This is a genomic window from Saccharopolyspora sp. NPDC050389 (genome assembly GCF_040655595.1).
In the GTDB taxonomy this organism is placed as follows: domain Bacteria; phylum Actinomycetota; class Actinomycetes; order Mycobacteriales; family Pseudonocardiaceae; genus Saccharopolyspora.
Window position 1 is genome coordinate 19,261 of sequence record NZ_JBFAKG010000025.1, and the last position, 18,738, is coordinate 37,998.

Genomic DNA, 18,738 nt, shown 5'->3' on the forward strand with positions numbered 1-18,738 from the left:
TCGTACAGTCCGGTGGGGCGACGAACGGAGTGGCCGATGAGCGGCAGGGTCGATTTCAGCGGCGTGCAGTCCACGATGCTCGTCACGCTCTACCTGCGGGCGCTGGAAAGCCGTTCGGAGGATTCGATCCTGCGTGACCAGGCCGCCGTCGAGGCGGCGCGCCGGATCGACTACGACTGGCGGAAGCTGCAGCAGCCCGGGTTGGCCAGCAACCGGTTCGGCGTCGCGCTGCGCGCGAAGCAGCTCGACGACTGGGCCGCCGACTTCCTCCGCCGCAACCCCGATGCGACCGTGCTGCACCTCGGTTGCGGGCTGGACAGCCGGGCCTTCCGCCTCGACCGGCCGGCCGGGGTCCGCTGGTTCGACGTCGATCTGCCCGACGTCATCGAGCTGCGCCGCGAGCTCTACCCGGAGCCCGGCGACTACCGCACGATCGGCGCCTCCGTGACCGATCCCGCGTGGCTGGCCGACGTCCCCGCCGATCGGCCGGTGCTGGTCATCGCCGAGGGCCTGCTGATGTACCTGCCGACCGTCGAGGTCGAGCGGCTGCTGCGCCGGATCACCGACCGCTTCCACCGCGGCGAGTTGATCTTCGACGGGGTGGCGCCCTGGGTCGCCGGATTCACCCAGCGGATCCCGGAACGCCTGCGCAAGGGCTACCCGCCGTACCTGACGCCGCTCCGCGGCGGCCGCGATGTCGAGCGCTGGGACCCGCGCCTGCGGTACGTCGAAGATGTCGCCGTGACCAGCCAGTTCGCGAAGATCCCGGACCGGACCGTGCGCGCCGTGTACCGGCTGATGAGCAGGTTCCCGGCGCTGCGCGACTGGCTTCGGCTGGTCCGCGCCGAGTTCTGAGGCCCTAGGCGGCGGGTGACGCGCGTCGCACTTCGTTCTCCGGCGCTCCGGTGCATCTGGTTGGCATGCTGATGTTGTCCTGAGATCGCCGACCGGAGGAGAACATGAGCACCGAACCCGACCGTCCCAGCAACGAGGCCGAGACGGGCAGGCACAGCCACGCCGCGCCGGAGGGCGCCGGGGTACACCCGCTGATCGACCTGTCCCGCGATCCGCGCCCGGGCGTGCCCGACCACGCCAAGCCGGACGAGGACTGACCAACACCACGAGGGGGGCACGCGATCGCGGTTGATCCCGCGGTCGCCGCCCTGGTCTCACCGCCCCCGGGCGGCCCGTGACCAGGCGTCGAACAACCGGCGCGCCGAGCCGCCGATCGGCCCGACCGCATCGGCCAGCACCGCCGGGTCCGGGAGCTCGGCACCGTCCACTGCGGACACCGCTGACGCGGCGTCGCCGATGGTGCTGGAGCAGACCGAAAGCAGGTGCTCGGGCACGGTCAGCGCCGGGTCGGTGCAGCCCACCAGAGGCGTTCCGACGGCCGCGATCAGCGGGAACACCGTGCCGGGAATCCCGATCGCGGCTTCCGCGCGGGCCGAAGCCTGCAGCGACGGCACGTCGCTGATCTCGTAGCGGCTCCACAACGCCGGGTCTTCCCGGGGGTGCAGGCCGACCAGGATTCGCTTGCCCGCGGCCTGCAGTTCCGCCGCCGCGGCCATGAGCAGCTCGGTGCCGGGCGCCGCGCCGCCGGTGTCGTCGGAGCGCGTGACGCTGGTGAGCACCAGGACCAGTCCCGGTTCCGGCGCGCGCTGCGGCAGCGCGTCGGTCTGCGGCGAGCCGACGACCCGGATCTTGCGGTGGATCCCGAGGTAGCTGCCGAACGCGCAGGCCTCCGCCGGTCAGCGGGGCGCATTGCGGAACGCTCCCCGGTACGCCGCCGCGGGGTGGCGCGGGTTCAGGCGCCCGTGGTGCGCGGCGATGTCCGCGAACAGCCTGTCGCGGAAGGTTCCCGGCTGGTATTCGGTCTGCGCCAGGCCGCGGCGGCGCAGTTCGGGCAGCAGGCCTTCGATCACCTCCGTGTAGCTGCCCGGGATGACGTGGTTGATGATGTTGATCCCGTCCACTCCCGCGGACTGCCAGCGCTCCAGCTCGTCCGCGATCTGCTCGGGCGTGCCGACCAGCCGCATCCGCTCCGCCCGGTACCGGACCATGTCCTCGATGGTCGGGTTGCCGCCGGGCACCGAGTCGATGACGGCCTGGAGCACCCCTTGCCCGCCCTCGACCTCGAGGTCCTTCAGCGGGGTGTCGACCGGGGCGTCGCCGAGGTCGACGCCCATCCCGCCGAGCATGTGCGCGGCGAGGCCGTCGACCGAGAGGTACTCGTCGTAGTCGGCCTTGCGCCGCCGGGCCTCGGCTTCGGTGCTGCCGACCACGAAGGACAGTCCCGCGAAGAACAGCAGATCCTCCGGCCTGCGGCCGTGTTCGACGGCCAGCGAGCGGACCGTGGTGGTGACCTTCTGGGCGTTGCGCAGCGAACCGGCGAACATGAACACCGCCTCCGCGTTGCGCGCCGCGAACGCCATGCCCGCCGGTGAGGTTCCGGCCTGGAACAGCACGGGCGTGCGCTGCGGTGACGGCGCGACCAGGTGCGGGCCGGCCACGGAGTACCGCTCGCCTTCGTGGTGGATCTTGTGGATCCCGGCGGGGTTCGCGTGCCTCCCGGCCTTGTCGCGCAACAGCGCGTCGTCTTCCCAGCTGCCTTCCAGCAGCTTGTAGACGACGTCCACGTACTCGTCGGCCCACCGGTAGCGCTCGTCGTGCGGGGTGAGCCCGGGCAGGCCGTAGTTGCGGTGCGCGTTCTCCAGGGCCGAGGTGACGATGTTCCAGCCGGTCCGGCCGCCGGTGAGGTGGTCGAGCGTGGCCGCGCGGCGGGCGAACGTGAACGGGTGCTCCTGGATCACCGAGCTGGTCCACGCCAGGCCCAGGTGCTCGGTCACCGCGCCGAGGGCGGAGATCATCACCGACGGGTCGTGCGAAGGGATCTGCAGTCCCTCGGTGGCGAAGATGTCCCAGTTGCCGCGGTAGTTCCCGTACAGCCCCACGACATCGGCGAAGAACATCGCGTCGAACCGGGCCGCCTCCAGCTGGCGGGCCAGATCGGTCCACAGGGACAGCTCGTCGAACCGGTGCTGCTGGGCGTCCGGGCGGCGCCACTGGCCTTCCAGGATGTGCGAGGTGGTCGCCATGACGAACGCGCTCAACCGCAGGCGACGGCGGTTCCCGGCGCTCACAGCCGCTTGTCCAGACGCCGCACGGTCAACGTGCCGGTCAGCTGGACCAGCTGCACCAGGGCGATCATGACCACCACCGCGACGATCATCACGCCCGTCTCGTACCGGTAGTAGCCGTGGCGGATGGCGAAGTCGCCGATGCCTCCGCCGCCGACCAGGCCGGCGATCGCCGAGTACGAGACGAAGCTGATCACCATGATCGTGATGGAACCGGCCAGCGCGGGCCGGGCCTCCACCAGCAGCACGCTCCAGATCGTGCGCAGCTTCGAAGCGCCCATCGCCTGGGCTGCCTCGATCACGCCGGGATCGATCTGCAGCAGGTTCTGCTCGACGAACCGCGACAGGTACGCGATGGCGTTGACGCACAGCGGCACGGTCACCGCGACGGTGCCGACGCTGGTGCCCACGATCAGCCGGGTGATCGGGATCATCGCGATCAGCAGGATCAGGAACGGGAACGAGCGCACCAGGTTAACCACCGCGTTCACGACCTGGTGCAGCCGGGGCGACGGGCGCAGCCCGCCCGGCCTGCTCGCCCAGAGCAGCACGCCGGTGGGGATCGCAGCGAGCACCGCCAGCGGCACCGTGATCAGCAGCATGACGGCGGTCTCGCCGAGCGCCTCCAGCATTTCGGGCAGGGCAGCGGTGATGCTGTCAGCCTGCATTGGTCTCCTCCAGGCTCCGTCCGGGCCGCAGCCGGATGCGGTCGTCCAGCAGGAAGCGGGCGATCTCGGTCTCCGGCCGCAGCGGCGAGCCGTCCAGCCGCAGATGCTCGACGACCTTGCCGCCCTCCATCACCGCGACGTCGTCGGCGATCGCCCGGACCACATTCATCTCGTGGGTGACCAGCACGATCGTGATGCCGAGCCGCTCGTTGACCTCCTGGAGGTAGCGCAGCACCGTGATCGTCGTGCGCGGGTCTACGGCGCTGGTGGGTTCGTCGCACAGCAGCACCGCCGGCTCGTTGGCCAGCGCCCGCGCGATGGCCACCCGCTGCTGCTGCCCGCCGGAGAGCTTCGCCGGGTACGCGTCGGCCTTGTCGGCGAGGTCAACCACGGCGAGGGCCTCCGCGACCCGGGCCGCGCGGGCCGCCTTGCCGACCCCGGCGATGCGCAGGGCGAGCTCGATGTTCTGGGCGGCGGTGAGGTTGGCCAGCAGGTTGAAGTGCTGGAAGATCATGCCGATCTTGGTGCGTCTGCGGCGCAGCGCCTCCTCGTCCAATGTGGTCAGTTCTTCGCCGTCGACCAGCACGGAGCCGGAATCCGGGCGCTCCAGCAGGTTGATCAGCCGCACCAGCGTCGACTTTCCGGCGCCGGAGAAGCCGATGATCCCCTGCACCGAGCCGCGCGGCACGTGCAGGTCGACATCGTCGACTGCGGTCAGCGGGCCGTCCGGGCCCGGGAACCGCTTGGTGACACCCCGCAGCGTGATCAACGTCCGCCGTCCTTCCACCACTGGCCGAGCTGGGCCTGCGGGTCCTCGGTCCACGGCAGCGGCGCCCAGTCGCCGTAGAACCGCACGAAGAAGTCGCGCACCGGCGGGCTCTGCAACGCCGCCTGCAGCGCCCGCGCCTTCTCGGAGCCGGCCTCGTCCGCGCGGCCGCCGACCACGATCCGGTACGGGATCGCGTCGACGTCCTTCTCGCGCAGCAGGGCGTCGCCCTCGACCGCCAGCTTCATCTCGATCGCCTGGCGGGAGAACAGGAATCCGGCGTCGACGTCCGGCAGGGTCTGGGTGAGGGTCTGCTGGTCGACCTCCACGAACGAGTAGCGGTGCGGGTTGTCCACGATGTCGCGCTGGCTGGTGGTGACCACCTGGGCGCTGTCGCGGAGCTTCAGCCGGCCGGCCTCGGCGAGCAGGTGCAGCGCCCGGCCATTGTTCGCCGGGTCCACCGGCAGCGCGATCCGCGCGCCGTCGGGCAGCTGCGAGACGTCGTCGTAGCGGGTCGAGTACAGCCCGGCCGGGGAACCGACGACGTAGCACAGCGGAACGACGTTCGTTCCGTTGTCGCGGTTGAAGGTTTGCAGGTAGGCGCCGTGCTGGAAGAAGTTGAAGTCCGCCTCGCCCGCGCTGACCGCGTGGTTCGGCTGCACGATGTCCGTCACGTAGCGCACGTCCAGCTTCCAGCCACCGGCTTCGAGCTGCTTGCGGGCCAGTTCGAGCGGTTCGTGGTACGGCGGGCTGTCGGTGGCGACGACGGTGATGGTGCGTTCGTCGGACGCGGACCCGCCGGCGAGCCCGCAGCCGGTCACGGCCGCTACCAGCAGCCCGATCAACGGGATCAGCCGCAACGCGCGGAAGGGCAGCCGGGAACTGCGGTCGGTGGGATGCGCGCGATTCGAGGCGTGCGCGGGTCGGGAACTGTGGTGCGGTTGGGACACTTTCTCGATGCTCTCTTCGTCAGATCTGGCCGTGCCGGGGAGGGCGGGTGCCGTTGAGGACGTAGCGGCCGATGTGCTGGATCTTCCAGCGGACCGGGTCGTGCAGGGTGTGCGTGCGGGCGTTGCGCCAGTGCCGGTGCAGGTTGGTCTCCGCGAGGCTCGACCTGGTGCCGGAAACCTCGAACAACGCGCTGCCCAGCTCGACCGCGACGCCGTCGGCGAACGCCTTCGCGGTGGCCACCGCGATCGACGCCTGGGCCGCCGAGTCGGCGTCGAGGTCGGCACGTGCCGCGTCGAGCGCCGCTCCCGCCTTGTCGAGCAGCGCCTCGGCGGCGCGCAGCCGGACCGCCAGTTCGCCGAATCGCTGGATGGTGAGCGGATCATCCGCCGCCGCCTGGACTCCGGCTTCGCCCCAGGGCCGGCTGCGGGTGCGCACGAACTCGGCGGCGTCGGCGAACGCTCCCCCGGCGATGCCGACGTCGATGGCCGCGTGCAGCGCCTGCGCCAACGCGCCGTGCAGTTACGGGCGGTCGAAGGTCAGGTGGTGCGGCACGATCCGGTCGGCTGGAACCAGGACCTGGTCGAGCTCGACGGTGCCGCTGGCGGTGGTCCGCTGGCCCATGCCCGCCCAGTCGTCGACGACGGTGACCCCCGGCGCGTCCCGCGGCACGTAGGCCACCTGCAGCCGGTCGCGGTCGTCCTTGGCGAGCACCGGGATCCAGTGCGCGAGCAGGGCACCGGTCGAGTAGGCCTTCTTGCCCTGCAGGACGAAACCACCATCCGCTGTGGATGTCAGACTGGTCTGGATCTCCTGCACAGTGCGGCTACCGGCCTCCGACTGCGCGTTGCCGAACCTCTTTCCGGCCAGTACCTCGGAGAAGAAGAACTGCCGCTGTTCGGCGGTGCCGTTCTCCCGGAGCACGTTGACGTAGGCGAAGTGGCTCTGCGGGATCTGCGCGATGTTCGGGTCGGCGGCGGCCAGCAGCCGGAAGACCTCGACCAGGGTCCGGGCCGACACGTCGGCGCCGCCGTGGCTGCGTGGCACGGTGATGCCCAGCAGACCGCTCGCCGACACGGCGTCGAGCTCCTCGTGCGGGATACGCCGTTCGCGGTCGCGCTCGGCGGCACCGGCCGCGAACCGCCGCGCGAGCCGCGCCGCCAGTTCCAGCGCCTCGGTGTCGTCGCGCACCAGGCCCGCGGTGCTCGGCTCGGCACCGACGGGCGGAGAGACTGCCATCAAGAACTCCTCGGGTTGTGCGGATCGCGCAGTGCTCCCCGCGGAAGCGGTCAGGTGTACCAAGTGGGTTCGGGGAGTTCGCCGAGCAGCGCGTAGCGCCCGACCTCGACCCGCTTGTACGCCACGGGGTCGTGCAGGCTGTGCGTGCGGAGGTTGCGCCAGTAGATGTCCAGGCCCACCGAGCTCGCCGTCGCACGCGCACCGGTCACTTCGAAGACGCGGGTGCCGATCTCCAGGCCCGTGTCGATGATGCGCTGCTTCGCGGCCGCGATCAGCACGGCGACCCGGCCCCGCTGCTCCTCGGTCAGCGATTCGCGCTCGGCGTGCAGCAGCTGGGATATCTCCGAACCCGCCTTGTCGATCAGCGCCTCGGCGGCCCAGAGCTTGGCCTGCAGGTCACCGAACGCGTCGAGGATGTAGAACTCCTCGGTCGCCGCGTCCTTGTTGTCCCCACCGTAGGGCCAGGGCCGGGTGCGCTGCGTGGTGTACGAGACGCCCGCCTGCAGCGCCGCCTGGGCGATGCCCAGGTAGAAGTTGGCGAACACCAGCTGGATCACCGGTACGTTCAGCGTGTTGTAGGTCAGGGACTGGAACTCCTTGTCCACGTATCCCGCCGCCGAAGCCCAGGGGACCCGGACGTCGTCGACCACCACGCTGCCCGATTCGGTCAGCCGCTGGCCCAGGTTGTCCCAGTCGTCGCCGTACACGATGCCGTCCTGCGCGGACGGCACGATCGCGAAGACGTGCTTGCGGCTGTCCTCCAGCACGCCCTCCAGCACCGTCAGATCGGAAACCTTGCTGCCGGTGGAGAACGACTTCTTCCCGCGGAACACGAGCGTGTCGCCCTCGTCCGCGATGACCAGGTCGTCGTCGCGCGGGTTGACCGCGCCGCCGAAGAAGTAGTTGTTCGCGGTGTACAACTCCTCCACCGCCGCGATCTGCTCCGGAGTGCCGACCAGACGGGCCGCCCACGCCCACAGGTAGTGGTAGCCGAGCAGCTGTCCGATCGAGCCGTCGCCCTTGGCGACCTCGCGGATCACCCGGTACGCCGTCTCCCAGGATTCGCCGGCACCACCGTGCTCGCGCGGACCGAGGAGCGTGACCAGGCCGGCGTCCTTGAGCAGCCCCACCTCCACGTACGGAGTCCTGTTCGCGCGGTCTCGTTCCAGTGCGTCCTCGGCCAGCACGGCCGCGACCTCGCTCGCGCGCTCGATCCAGCCCGCCGCCGTGGTGGGCCTGGCTTCGTTGAAGTTGCGTTGGGTTTCGTTCGCGGTCATCGTCTTTTTCCCTTCGCTCAACGGGCGTTGCCGACGCCGATCGGGTCGCCGGTGCGGTCCAGTTCTGCTTCCAGATCGCGGACGATCGGCAACACGTGCTCGCCGAAGTGCGCCACGTCTTCGAGGTAGTGCAGGAATCCGAGCAGGATGAGGTTCGCGCCGCGCTTCTTGTACTCGACGATCCGGTGCGCGATCTGCTCCGGGGTGCCGATCAGACCGGTTCGGAAGCCGTCGTTGTACTGCACGAGATCGGCGAACTCCGAATCGGCCCACATGCCCTTGCCGTCCGAAGTGGACTTCCCGGCCTGCCGGACGGCGCGCCGGAATCCCTCGACCGCATCGGTGTCGGCCTTTTCCACGATCTCCCGCAGCACCTCGCGCGCCTGCGCCTCGGTGTCGCGCGCGATCAGGAAGCCGTTGAGGCCGAACCGCACGGTGCGCCCGTGCTCCGCCGCGAAGGAACGCACGTCGGCGACCTGTTCCGCGAAGCCGTCGAATTCCTTGCCGTTGCTGAAGTACCAGTCCGACACGCGGCCCGCCAGTCGCCGCGCCGCGGTGGAGTTGCCGCCCTGGAAGATCTCCGGATGCGGGCGACCGGGCACCTGGTGCGGCTGCGGCCGGAGGCTGAAGTCGTGGATCCGGTAGAAGTCGCCGCCGAAGTCGAAGTTCGGCTGGGTCCACAGGCCGCGCAGCACCCGGATGAACTCCTCCGTGCGCCGGTAGCGTTCGTCGTGCTCTAGCCACGGCTCGCCGAGCCCGGTGAACTCGTCCTTGAACCAGCCGCTGACGATGTTCACCGCGAAGCGGCCCTGGGAGAGGACATCGGCGGTGATGCCGAACTTGGCGAGGATCGCCGGATGCCACAGGCCCGGGTGGGCGGCGACGATCAGTTTCAGGCGTTCGGTGGCCAGCAGCAGCCCGAGGCTGAAGGCCGCCGGGTCGTGCTGCTGGGCGGCGCCGTAGCTGGAGGCGTAGCGGACCTGGCTCAGGGCGTATTCGAATCCGCTGTTCTCCGCCAGCACGGCGAGCTTCTTGTTGTAGCCGAAGCCGAAATCGGTGCGCTGTTCGATCTTGCTGGTGACGAGGCCGCCGCTGACGTTGGGCACCCAGTAGGCGAATTTCAGCGGTTCGGCCGGAAAGGCATCGGACATTCTCATCTCCTGTCGCGCATGACGCGACAGCGCACGCAGACGTGCGCCGTCAGGGCGCGAGGCCGCAGTTCACCTCGCGTGAAAGGGAATCGGCCGGATTTTCCTGCCGTTGCGAAAAGGGAGGAGATCAGAAGTCGCGACAGGCCTGCGCGCCGACGCGAACCAGGTCGACGTGGCGGCGCTTGGTGAGCCTGTCTGCGAAGAACACGAAGCTATGCCACCAAGAAACGACCACTCCTGTCAACGGGCGCACCACGCTTCCCACCTAGCGGACAACAAAAAGGCCGTGAGTACTTTGTGTTGCTATAGCAGCACAAAGTACTCACGGCCCCGTTCGGCCAGGAATCGGCCGTTCGTCAGGAAGTGGCGGCGGGCTCGCGCGAGACGTCCGCGAACGGGATGCTCGCCGGGTTCACCTCCCCCGCGCCTGCCGGGTGCCGCCACAGCCCCTTGCGCTCCAGGATCGGCAGCACGCCTTCGCCGAACCAGTAGGCCTCCTCCAGGTGCGGGTGTCCGGAGAGCACGAACTCGTCGATGCCGAGCGCGTGGTACTCCTCGATCCGCTCGGCCACCTCCGCGTGGCTGCCCACCAACGCCGTCCCGGCGCCGCCGCGCACCAGGCCGACACCAGCCCACAGGTTCGGGTAGATCTCCAGGTCCGCGGTCGAGCCGCCGTGCAGGTCCAGCATCCGCCGCTGGCCCTCCGACTCGCTGCGCGCCAAGCCCTCCTGCACCCGCGAGATGGTCGCCGGGTCGAGCGCGTCCAGCAGCCGCCGCGCCTCCGCCCACGCCTGCTCGCTGGTGTCGCGGCTGATCACGTGCAGCCGGATCCCGAAGCGCGGGGCGCGGCCCCGCTCGGCGGCGAGGGCGCGGATCCACTGGATCTTCTCCGCGACCTTCTGCGGCGGCTCGCCCCAGGTCAGGTACACGTCGGTGTGGTTGGCCGCGACGGTGCCGGCCGCGGGCGAGGAGCCGCCGAAGTACAGCTCCGGCACCGGGTCCGGGGTCCGGGCCAGCTCGGCGCCCTCGACCCGGATGTGCGCGCCGTCGAGATCGACCCGCTCGCCCCGCCACAACGCCCGCACCACGTGCAGGAATTCGTCGCAACGCACATAGCGGGCGTCCTTGTCCAGGAAGTCGCCGTAGGCGCGCTGCTCGCTGCTCTCACCGCCGGTGACCACGTTGAGCAGCAGCCGCTGCCCGGAGTGGCGCTGGAACGTCGCCGCCATCTGGGCGGCCAGCGTCGGCGACAGCAGGCCCGGCCGGAACGCGACCAGGAACTTCAGCCGCTCGGTGACCTCCGCGAGCATCGCCGTCGACAGCCACGCGTCCTCGCACCACGCACCGGTCGGCGTCAGCGCGCCCTCGAAGCCGAGCTGCTCCGCGCTGCGCGCGATCTGGCCGAGGTAGGCCAGCGTCGCCGGGCGCGATCCCGCCGCCGTGTTGGTGGTCGCCACGCCGTGACCACCGCCGACGAGGTACCGGCTGTCGCCGTAGGTGGGCAGGAACCAGTGGAACTTCAAAGACATGCGCAACTCCAGGGAAGGCCGGCGATCGGAACCGGACCATGTGAGTCCATTGTGGACGAATGCGGCGCGGTCTGGGCCGGCCGAAGCGAGCTGGAATCAGGTCAGCGGCGACACGCCTGCGCCGCCACGCGGTGGAAATCCACGTGCCGCCGCCTGGTGAACAACGTCGCGACCATCACGCGGCAATCGCAGCAGAGGCCCTCAGGAGTGTCAACCGATCTCACCTGCCGGACCGGTGCGCGGCCTGCTTGACACCGGTTCGACCGCCTCCATAGCGTCGGCGCGTGCTCCGACCGGTACTGCTGACCAATCGTCACCACGTGGATCTGCTGCGGGTGACCTCGGCGGCGTGTTCGGCGTTCTGATCCGCCCGAACCCGTAAGCACCGCCTCAGGAGGCAGCAGCATGACCGCGGGTACGCACGTCGACGCGCCCGGAACCCGGCAGGTGCCGGAGAAGGACGTCCGCACGGTGATCGTGTCCAGCCTGATGGGCACCACCGTCGAGTGGTACGACTTCTTCCTCTACAGCACGGCTGCCGGCCTGGTTTTCGACAAGCTCTTCTTCCCCACCGACAACCCCACCGTGTCGACCGTGCTGGCCTTCGCCACGTTCTTCGTCGGCTTCGTCGCCCGCCCGCTCGGCGGTGTCCTCTTCGGACACGTCGGCGACCGGATCGGGCGCAAGCGGACGCTGGTGACCACGATGGTCCTGATGGGCCTGGCCACGGCCGCGATGGGCGCGCTGCCCACGTACGCCGAGATCGGCTTGCTCGCGCCGATCCTGCTGGTGCTGCTGCGCGTGGTGCAGGGCCTGGCGATCGGCGGCGAGTGGGCCGGCGCGGTGCTGATGGCGGTCGAGTACGCGCCGCCAGGCAAGCAGGCCCGGTACGGGGCCTGGCCGCAGGTCGGCCTCGCGCTGGGGCTCGGGCTCGGCACCGGGCTGTTCGCCCTGCTCGGCAACCTGCTGGACGACGAGCAGTTCCTCGGTTACGGCTGGCGGATCGCGTTCGGGCTGAGCATCGTGCTCGTCGTCATCGGCCTGGTCATCCGGCTGCGGGTCGCCGAGACACCGGCCTTCGAGGAGGTCCGGGCGGCCCGCGACACCTCCAGCGCGCCCTTCCTCGACCTCTTCCGCGACCGCACGGCGCGGCGCAACACGCTGCTCGGCCTGCTCTCCCGCTGGGCCGAAGGCGCGGCCTTCAACACCTGGGCGGTGTTCTTCCTCGCCTACGCGACGTCGACGCTCAAGCTCCCGCGCACCGATGTGCTGGTGGCGGTCATGCTCGCGGCGATCACGCTGGCCGTGCTGCTGCCGGTGTTCGGCCGGTTCGCCGACGGGTGGACGCCCCGCCGGACCTACGCGTTCGGCGCGGCGCTGTTCGCGCTGTCGGTCTATCCCGCGTTCCTGGCCTTCCAGACGCGTGACCCGCTGCTGATCGGGCTCGTGATCGTCCTGGTGCTGGGCGTCATCCACGCGATCCTCTACGCACCTCAGGGAACGCTGTACGCGCAGCTGGCCCCGGTGCGGCTCCGCTACACCGGGATGTCGTTCGTGTACCAGTTCTCCGGCATCTACGCGTCTGGACTGACGCCGCTGATCATCACCGCGCTGCTGGCCGCCGGCGGCGGTTCGCCGTGGTGGGCCTGCGGGTACCTGGTGCTCACCGGCGCCATCGGTGCCGCCGCCACCCTGGCGCTGCGCCCGCGCGACCTGTACTTCGACCGCACCGGGTCGTGAGTGCTGAGTCCGGTAAGAACCGGTTTTCGTACTCACGACCACGGGTCATGCCGCACCGGGCGATCCGGTCGTCCAGACGAACACCGGCAGGCTGTCGTTGATGGCGTGATCACCCACCGCGCGGGCCTTGTAGACCAGCGGGTTGTGCACGGTGAGCGTCCGCGCGTTGCGCCAGTGCCGGTCGAGCAGCTTCTCCTGGCTCACGACCGATGATCCGCCCACGTCGAAGACTTCGGCCACCGCGCGCAGCACCAGATCGGCGATCCCGACCTGAGCCTTGGAGACATCGACTTCCGCAGCGATGACATCCGCCCGTGAGCCCTGCTGCGCGCGGCGCACCGAGCCGACCGCGGCCTCCAACATCGCCTGCGCGGCGAACGCGGCGCTGTGGATCTTGCCGACGACCTGCTGGACCAGCGGATCGTCCTTGGGCAGGGGCGCGCTCGCGTGGTTGTAGGAGCGCCGGCGCTGCTGCACGAACTCGGTCGCGTCGCGAGCGGCGCTTCGCGCGACGCCCACCAGCGCGGCGAGCAGCACCAGCTGCGCCAGCGCGGTGTGCACGCTCGGATCGCGGTCCCAGGCCGTCACCCTCCCGTTCCCGTCAGACGATTCCGTTGCGCGGCGGCCGAATCCCGTTCAGCGCGTGGTTCCCGAGGTGCTGGACCTTCCAGCGCCGCGGATCGTGCAGCGTGTGGGTCCGGGCATTGCGCCAGTGCCGGTCCAGGTTGCGGCCGGTGCGCGCCGACCGGGCGCCGATGAGCGAGAAGATCTCGCTGGACACCGACACGGCCGCCTCGTCCGCCTGCGCGCGCACGGCGGCCACCGCCACCGAAGCCTCGGCCGCCAGCTCGTCGGCGTCCGCCGCGCCCGCGTCCAGCGCACGCCGCGCGGCGTCGAGCGCATCGCCGGCTTCGCCCAGCAGCGCACCGGCCGCCCGGACCCGCAGCGCGAGCTCGCCGAACAGCTGCACCACCAGCGGCTCCTCCGCGGTGCGCTCGACGTTCGCCTCCCACCACGGGCGGCTCAGCTCGCGCACCGCGGTCCCACCGTCGCGCAGGGCCGCATCGGCGATGCCGACATCGATCGCGGCGTGCAGGTACTGGCCGAACGCCCCGAAGATCTCCGCCTTCTCGAAGGTCCGGTGGTGCGGCACGACCCGCTCCGCCGGCACCAGGACGTCCTCCAGCAGCACCGTTCCGCTGGCCGTCGTGCGCTGCCCGATGCCGTCCCAGTCGTCCAGCACCGTCAGGCCCTCTGCACCGGCCGGCACGAACGCGGCGTTGATCCGGCCGTCCTCGTCGACGGCGAACACCGGGATCCAGTGCGCGAACAGCGCGCCGGTGGTGTAGTTCTTGGTGCCGCTGATACGGAAGTCGCTGGTCGGCAGCTTGATCAGCTTGGTCTCGAAGGCGTGCGCGTTCTTGGCGCCGGCCTCGGCGAGCGCGTTGCCGAACCGCTTGCCCGCCAGCGCTTCCCGGTAGAAGAAGTCCAGCTGCGCCGGAGTCCCGTTGTGCGCGAGCACGCCGAGGAAGAAGAAGTGGTTCTGCGGGATCTGGCCGATGCTGGAATCCCCCGCCGCCAGCAGCCGGAACACCGCACCCAGGGTCCGGTTCGAGACCTCCGCGCCGCCGTGCTCCTTCGGCACGGTGATACCCAGCAGGCCGCTCGCGGACAGCTCGTCGAGCTCGTCCGCAGGCAGGATCCGCTGCGCATCGCGCTGCGAGGCGCCGGCAGCGAACCGCTCGCCCAGCCGGGCGGCGACGGCCAGCGCCTCGGCGTCGCCGGAGATGATGTCGACCATTGAAACCTCAATTCGCGGGGGAAGAACCGGATCGGCCAGGGCCCGGTTGATGGAGCCACCGACGCGGCGGGAAACCGCCGGCACGGCCCTCGATGGCCGGTGCGGATCGCTCTGCCGCGGACACTACCGGGCGATGCGTTTCGTTCAACCGCGTTTCAAATCCTGGTCATTCCGAACGAAACCCGCGCGAAACAGGCGCGATCGGTCCATTGTGGTCGTCCGAATGCGCCCAGCGGGCCGGCCGCGGATCGGTAGGATCCGGATCATGCACAGCACTGGTCGGCTGCTCGCCGTGAGCGACTTGCACGTGGCGTTCCCGGACAACCGGGCGATCGTGGCGGAACTCCGGCCGGAATCCCCGGACGACTGGCTGATCGTGGCCGGTGACGTCGGCGAGTTCGCCGCCGACATCGAGTGGGCGCTGCGCCTGCTCAGCGAGCGCTTCGCCACCGTGATCTGGGTGCCGGGCAACCACGACCTGTGGACCCACCCGAAGGATCCGCTGCAGCTGCGCGGCGAGCAGCGGTACCGGCACCTCGTCGAGCTGTGCCGCGGCCTGGGCGTGTTGACCCCGGAAGACCCGTACCCGGTGTGGACCGGCGACGGCGGCCCGGCCCGGATCGTCCCGCTGTTCCTGCTCTACGACTACTCCTTCCGGCCGCCCGGGGCGAAGAACAAGGCCGAGGGGCTAGAACAGGCCTACGCCAAGGGCGTCGTGTGCAGCGACGAGTACCTGCTGCACCCGGATCCGCACCCGAGCCGGGACGCCTGGTGCCTGGCCAGGGTCGAGGAGACCGAGCGCCGGCTGGCCGAGCTGGACGACGGGCTGCCGACCGTCCTGGTCAACCACTACCCGCTGCTGCGGGAGCCGACGGACGTGCTGCACTACCCCGAGTTCGCGCAGTGGTGCGGCACCGAGCTCACCGCGGACTGGCATCGGCGCCACCGCGCCTCGTGCGTCGTCTACGGGCACCTGCACATCCCGCGGATCACCCGGCACGACGACGTGCCGTTCCACGAAGTCTCCATCGGCTATCCGAGGGAATGGCGCCGCCACGGCCACCCGCACGGGCTGCTCCGCCAGGTGCTCCCGGCGGAGGCCCGGTCTTGATCGGCGCGATCCTCCCGGGCCACGCCCGGTTCGCCGAGACCTTCGACGATCGCGTCGACATCGCCCTGTTCCCCGAAGAAGAGGCCGTCATCAGCCGGGCGGTGGCCAAGCGCCGCAACGAGTTCGCCACGGTCCGGCACTGCGCGCGGGAGGCGCTCGCCGAGCTGGGGCACCCGCCGAGCCCGATCCTGCCCGGTGAGCGCGGCGCGCCGGGCTGGCCGGACGGTGTCGTGGGCAGCATGACCCACTGCGCCGGATACCGGGCGGCCGTGGTCGCGAGCGCCGCGGACCTGGCCTCGATCGGCGTCGACGCGGAACCCGACGCGCCGCTGCCGGACGGCGTTCTCGAAGCCATCGCCCGCCCAGAGGAGCTGGACCTCCTGCGGCGCCTGCCGCCGGGGCCACACTGGGACAGATTGCTGTTCAGCGCCAAGGAATCCGTCTACAAGACGTGGTTCCCGCTCACCCGGACCTGGCTGGACTTCGCGGAGGCGTCCATCGAGCTGCACCCGGACGACGGGACCTTCCGCGCCCGGTTGCTCGTCGAAAGCCCAGGCCCGCCGCTGCGGGAGTTCCACGGGCGCTGGCTGGCCGCCGGCGGGCTGGTCGTCACCGCGATCGCCCACGCCGGGTGAGCAGCGCGAACCGACAATCAACTCGTTCGGTGGATCGAGGCGCCGCGTCGTCGGCACCAGAATGCGCAGTTGATGCGGAACGCCGGAACGGGGGGAGTGCATGGAGTCCTACGACGTCGTCATCGTCGGCGCCGGGTTCTCCGGGCTGACCGCCGCTCGCGAACTGTCTCGGCGCGGCCGCTCGGTGGCGGTGCTCGAAGCGCGCGACCGCATCGGCGGCCGCACCTGGACTGATGAGCGGCTCGGCCGCCGCCTGGAGATGGGCGGCACCTGGGTGCACTGGCTGCAGCCGCACACGTGGAGCGAGATCACCCGCTACGGCCAGGCCGTCGAGCCGAGCCCGAGCTCGGAGGAGGTGTTCTGGATCGCCGACGGCGCGGTGCACCGGGGCAGCCCCGAGGAGTTCGACGCGCTGATCGAGCGCGGCATGGACCGGCTCGCCGCGGACAGCCGCACCTGGTTCCCGCTCCCCTACGAGCCGCTGCAGCGCGAGGACCTGGACCGGATCGATCACCGGTCGGTCACCGACTACTTCGGCGGGCTCGACCTGACGCCAGCCGAGCGCGAGGTGAACACCGGCGTCTGGGCGGAGCACTTCAACGGCCCCGCCGCGGTTTCCGGGCTCAGCCAAGCCATGCGGTGGTGCGCGGCGGCGTCGGGAGACTGGCGGCTGCTGCACGAGGCGACCTCGGGCTACCGGCTCGTCGCGGGCACCGCCTCGCTGGCGGCGGCGCTGGCGGCCGACAGCGATGCCGACATCCGGCTCGGCACGGTCGTGTCCGCCATCGCCCAGGACGACGGCGGCGCGACGATCACCACCGCCGACGGCGCCCGCCTCGCGGCGAAGCAGGTGATCTGCACGCTGCCGCTCAACGTGCTCGGCACCGTCGACTTCCGGCCCGCGCTCGCGGAGGCCAAGCTGGCGGCCAGCGCCGAGCGCACCGCGTCGCAGGGCCTGAAGACCTGGATCCGGGTGCGCGGCGAGGTCCCGCCGTTCACCGGCTACGCGCCGGACGACCACGACCTCACCTTCGTCCGCCCGGAGTACGCGGTGGACGGCGACACCATCCTCGTCGCCTTCGGCACCCGCGCCCACGACCTCGACCCCTCGGACAAGGCGGGTGTCGCCCGCGCGCTCGCGGCGTGGCGGCCGGACCTGGAGGTCGTCGACGTCGCCGGGCACGACTGGATGACCGACGAGTTCTCCCGGGAAACCTGGCCCATGCAGCGCCCTGGCCAGCTCACGAAGTACCTGGCCGCCCTGCAGCGGCCGCACGGCGCGATCCACTTCGCGGGCTCGGACCTCGCCACCGGCTGGGCGGGCTTCATCGACGGCGCGGTGGAATCCGGGCTCCGGGCCGCCCGGGAGGTCGCCGCCGCGCTGCGCGGTTCGTGAGCCACCGGTCAGCTCCGCGGCATCGGGATGTGCGCGCGCTCGCGCCCCTTCGGGCCGTTCTCGACGAAGTCGGCGGCGAAGCGCATGCCCTCCTGGTACGCCTCGACCCGCGCGCGGCCGATCTCGGCCTCGATCTGCTCGGGATGCAGTTCATCGGCCAGTGAACGCACCTCGGCCAGCCGCCGGCAGGTCTCGTCGTCCATACCAGTTCCGCCCTTCTTCGTCGCGTCCCCCTGATCCTCTCGGCTTCCGGCGAGTTCTGCACGATCGAGTGGCATCCGGCGTCCGGCGGGGCCCGCGCAATATGGCCACCGTCACTGCGCCCGCCGCGAAATCGGCAGTAACCACGATGATCATCTGTCGTTGATCCTGGAGTGCTGGCGCGATCAACGTCGATCGCCCCGAATCCGGCGTCGACGAGCTTTGCACGTGGAGGGGAACTTCATGAGCGCAGCGGAAGTCCAACTTGTGGAGCAGGTGGTGGACACGGCGCGCTACCCGCTGTCGGACCCGGCGAGCGCCGCCTGGCGGGATGCCGTCGACCGGGCCCGGCGCGACCTGCGCGACGACGGCTGCAGCGTGCTGCCCGACTTCATCCGCCCGTCGCGGCAGGACAAGCTGCGGCGGGAAGGCGCGGAGATCGCGCCGCTGGCGCATTACGACGTCGAGGTCGTCAACGCCTACAACATCGACACGAACACCGAGCTGCCGGCCGATCACCCTGCTCGCACGACCATGACGCGCGGCAACGCGTTCGTCGCCCGAGACCGGATCCCGCGCCGGTGGATCATCCACCGGCTCTACACCAGCTCGCTGTTCAAGCGCTTCATCGCCGAGTGCGTCGAGCTGCCTGCCGTCCACGAGCTCGCCGATCCGCTGGCCGGGCTCTGCCTCAACGTGGTGCGGCCCGGCATGGACCACCCGTGGCACTTCGACACCAACGAGTTCGCGGTCAGCATGCTCACCCAGGAGCCGGAGGCCGGCGGGATCTTCGAGTACTGCGCGAACATCCGGTCCGCCCGCTCGGAGAACTTCGCCGACGTGCGGGCGGTGCTGGCCGGGGACGGCGAGCACCTGATCCGGCGGCTGACGCTGCGCCCCGGCGATCTCCAGCTGTTCAAGGGCCGCTTCTCGCTGCACCGCGTGACCACCGTGCAGGGCCGCGCGCAGCGCCACTCCGCCATCTTCGCCTACAGCGAGCGCCCCGGCGTGATCGGTAGCGTCGCGCGGACCAAGCAGATCTTCGGCCGGGTCCTGCCGGAGCACCTGGCCGCCGAAGGCCGCGCGGTGCGGGGCGATCGGCTGCTGGACTGACGAGTCGACCGGTCGAACCAGGA

Annotated in this window: 22 protein-coding genes; 8 read left to right on the forward strand and 14 right to left on the reverse strand. The window is 70.6% G+C overall.

Translation table 11 applies throughout. The features are described 5' to 3' along the window. Window positions 1-36 precede the first annotated feature (36 nt). The gene (locus AB0I53_RS18205; protein WP_358603766.1) at window positions 37-855 is read left to right on the forward strand and encodes a class I SAM-dependent methyltransferase; all 819 of its coding nucleotides are present in this window, start codon (window positions 37-39) and stop codon (window positions 853-855) included. 104 nt (window positions 856-959) lie between these two features. Next, complete coding sequence (locus AB0I53_RS18210; RefSeq protein ID WP_093270020.1) at window positions 960-1,112, forward strand: hypothetical protein; 153 nt, start codon at window positions 960-962, stop codon at window positions 1,110-1,112. Between the two features lie 57 nt (window positions 1,113-1,169). Here the strand turns inward: AB0I53_RS18210 and AB0I53_RS18215 are convergent, their stop codons facing one another. From AB0I53_RS18215 to AB0I53_RS18265, 11 genes are all read right to left on the reverse strand, one after another. Then, window positions 1,170-1,634, reverse strand: coding sequence for a hypothetical protein (locus tag AB0I53_RS18215; protein WP_358603769.1), 465 nt, complete (start codon window positions 1,632-1,634; stop codon window positions 1,170-1,172). Window positions 1,635-1,751: 117 nt separating this feature from the next. Continuing rightward, window positions 1,752-3,143, reverse strand: coding sequence for an LLM class flavin-dependent oxidoreductase (locus tag AB0I53_RS18220; RefSeq protein ID WP_358603772.1), 1,392 nt, complete (start codon window positions 3,141-3,143; stop codon window positions 1,752-1,754). After that, window positions 3,140-3,808 carry a methionine ABC transporter permease gene (locus AB0I53_RS18225; protein ID WP_358603775.1) on the reverse strand — a complete coding sequence of 223 codons (669 nt, stop codon included), beginning with the start codon at window positions 3,806-3,808 and terminating at the stop codon, window positions 3,140-3,142. Before AB0I53_RS18225 ends, AB0I53_RS18220 begins: the two co-directional genes overlap by 4 nt. Then, window positions 3,798-4,577 carry an ATP-binding cassette domain-containing protein gene (locus AB0I53_RS18230; RefSeq protein ID WP_358603778.1) on the reverse strand — a complete coding sequence of 260 codons (780 nt, stop codon included), beginning with the start codon at window positions 4,575-4,577 and terminating at the stop codon, window positions 3,798-3,800. Before AB0I53_RS18230 ends, AB0I53_RS18225 begins: the two co-directional genes overlap by 11 nt. After that, complete coding sequence (locus AB0I53_RS18235) at window positions 4,574-5,524, reverse strand: MetQ/NlpA family ABC transporter substrate-binding protein (RefSeq protein WP_358603780.1); 951 nt, start codon at window positions 5,522-5,524, stop codon at window positions 4,574-4,576. Before AB0I53_RS18235 ends, AB0I53_RS18230 begins: the two co-directional genes overlap by 4 nt. Window positions 5,525-5,543: 19 nt before the next feature. After that, complete coding sequence (locus AB0I53_RS18240; protein WP_358603783.1) at window positions 5,544-6,032, reverse strand: acyl-CoA dehydrogenase family protein; 489 nt, start codon at window positions 6,030-6,032, stop codon at window positions 5,544-5,546. Between the two features lie 12 nt (window positions 6,033-6,044). Continuing rightward, the gene (locus tag AB0I53_RS18245) at window positions 6,045-6,761 is read right to left on the reverse strand and encodes an acyl-CoA dehydrogenase family protein (protein WP_358603786.1); all 717 of its coding nucleotides are present in this window, start codon (window positions 6,759-6,761) and stop codon (window positions 6,045-6,047) included. 50 nt (window positions 6,762-6,811) lie between these two features. Then, a complete protein-coding gene (locus AB0I53_RS18250; RefSeq protein ID WP_358603789.1) occupies window positions 6,812-8,038 on the reverse strand; it encodes an acyl-CoA dehydrogenase family protein in 1,227 nt (408 codons plus the stop codon). 17 nt (window positions 8,039-8,055) lie between these two features. Continuing rightward, a complete protein-coding gene (gene sfnG / locus AB0I53_RS18255; protein WP_358603792.1) occupies window positions 8,056-9,189 on the reverse strand; it encodes a dimethylsulfone monooxygenase SfnG in 1,134 nt (377 codons plus the stop codon). A 127-nt stretch (window positions 9,190-9,316) separates the two neighbouring features. Continuing rightward, a complete protein-coding gene (locus AB0I53_RS18260; RefSeq protein ID WP_358603795.1) occupies window positions 9,317-9,445 on the reverse strand; it encodes a hypothetical protein in 129 nt (42 codons plus the stop codon). A gap of 100 nt (window positions 9,446-9,545) precedes the next feature. Further along, window positions 9,546-10,718 (reverse strand): LLM class flavin-dependent oxidoreductase, encoded by a 1,173-nt coding sequence (locus AB0I53_RS18265; protein WP_358603798.1) that lies wholly within the window; start codon window positions 10,716-10,718, stop codon window positions 9,546-9,548. Window positions 10,719-11,002: 284 nt separating this feature from the next. On the opposite strand from AB0I53_RS18265, the gene AB0I53_RS18270 reads away from it, so the two are divergent. After that, window positions 11,003-11,083 carry a putative leader peptide gene (locus tag AB0I53_RS18270; protein ID WP_358603999.1) on the forward strand — a complete coding sequence of 27 codons (81 nt, stop codon included), beginning with the start codon at window positions 11,003-11,005 and terminating at the stop codon, window positions 11,081-11,083. Between the two features lie 40 nt (window positions 11,084-11,123). Beyond that, entirely contained in the window at window positions 11,124-12,458 is a 1,335-nt protein-coding gene (locus AB0I53_RS18275) for an MFS transporter (RefSeq protein ID WP_358603800.1), read from the forward strand. A 45-nt stretch (window positions 12,459-12,503) separates the two neighbouring features. On the opposite strand, the gene AB0I53_RS18280 is transcribed toward AB0I53_RS18275, so the two are convergent. Both AB0I53_RS18280 and AB0I53_RS18285 read right to left on the reverse strand, forming a co-directional pair. Beyond that, complete coding sequence (locus AB0I53_RS18280; RefSeq protein ID WP_358603803.1) at window positions 12,504-13,046, reverse strand: acyl-CoA dehydrogenase family protein; 543 nt, start codon at window positions 13,044-13,046, stop codon at window positions 12,504-12,506. 13 nt (window positions 13,047-13,059) lie between these two features. Continuing rightward, on the reverse strand, window positions 13,060-14,259 hold the full coding sequence (locus AB0I53_RS18285) for an SfnB family sulfur acquisition oxidoreductase (protein ID WP_358603806.1): 1,200 nt from the start codon (window positions 14,257-14,259) through the stop codon (window positions 13,060-13,062). 265 nt (window positions 14,260-14,524) lie between these two features. On the opposite strand from AB0I53_RS18285, the gene AB0I53_RS18290 reads away from it, so the two are divergent. From AB0I53_RS18290 to AB0I53_RS18300, 3 genes are all read left to right on the forward strand, one after another. Then, the gene (locus tag AB0I53_RS18290) at window positions 14,525-15,370 is read left to right on the forward strand and encodes a metallophosphoesterase (protein ID WP_358603809.1); all 846 of its coding nucleotides are present in this window, start codon (window positions 14,525-14,527) and stop codon (window positions 15,368-15,370) included. Beyond that, entirely contained in the window at window positions 15,367-16,005 is a 639-nt protein-coding gene (locus AB0I53_RS18295; protein ID WP_358603812.1) for a 4'-phosphopantetheinyl transferase superfamily protein, read from the forward strand. Before AB0I53_RS18290 ends, AB0I53_RS18295 begins: the two co-directional genes overlap by 4 nt. Before the next feature lie 100 nt (window positions 16,006-16,105). Then, window positions 16,106-17,401, forward strand: coding sequence for an NAD(P)/FAD-dependent oxidoreductase (locus AB0I53_RS18300; protein ID WP_358603815.1), 1,296 nt, complete (start codon window positions 16,106-16,108; stop codon window positions 17,399-17,401). 8 nt (window positions 17,402-17,409) lie between these two features. Here AB0I53_RS18300 and AB0I53_RS18305 read toward each other — a convergent pair whose 3' ends face one another. Further along, entirely contained in the window at window positions 17,410-17,604 is a 195-nt protein-coding gene (locus AB0I53_RS18305) for a hypothetical protein (protein ID WP_358603817.1), read from the reverse strand. Window positions 17,605-17,845: 241 nt separating this feature from the next. Here AB0I53_RS18305 and AB0I53_RS18310 point away from each other — a divergent pair, with 241 nt between their 5' ends. Continuing rightward, window positions 17,846-18,715: an arpA protein gene (locus AB0I53_RS18310; protein WP_358603820.1), complete on the forward strand. Its 870-nt coding sequence runs from the start codon at window positions 17,846-17,848 to the stop codon at window positions 18,713-18,715. The last annotated feature ends 23 nt before the right edge of the window (window positions 18,716-18,738 follow it).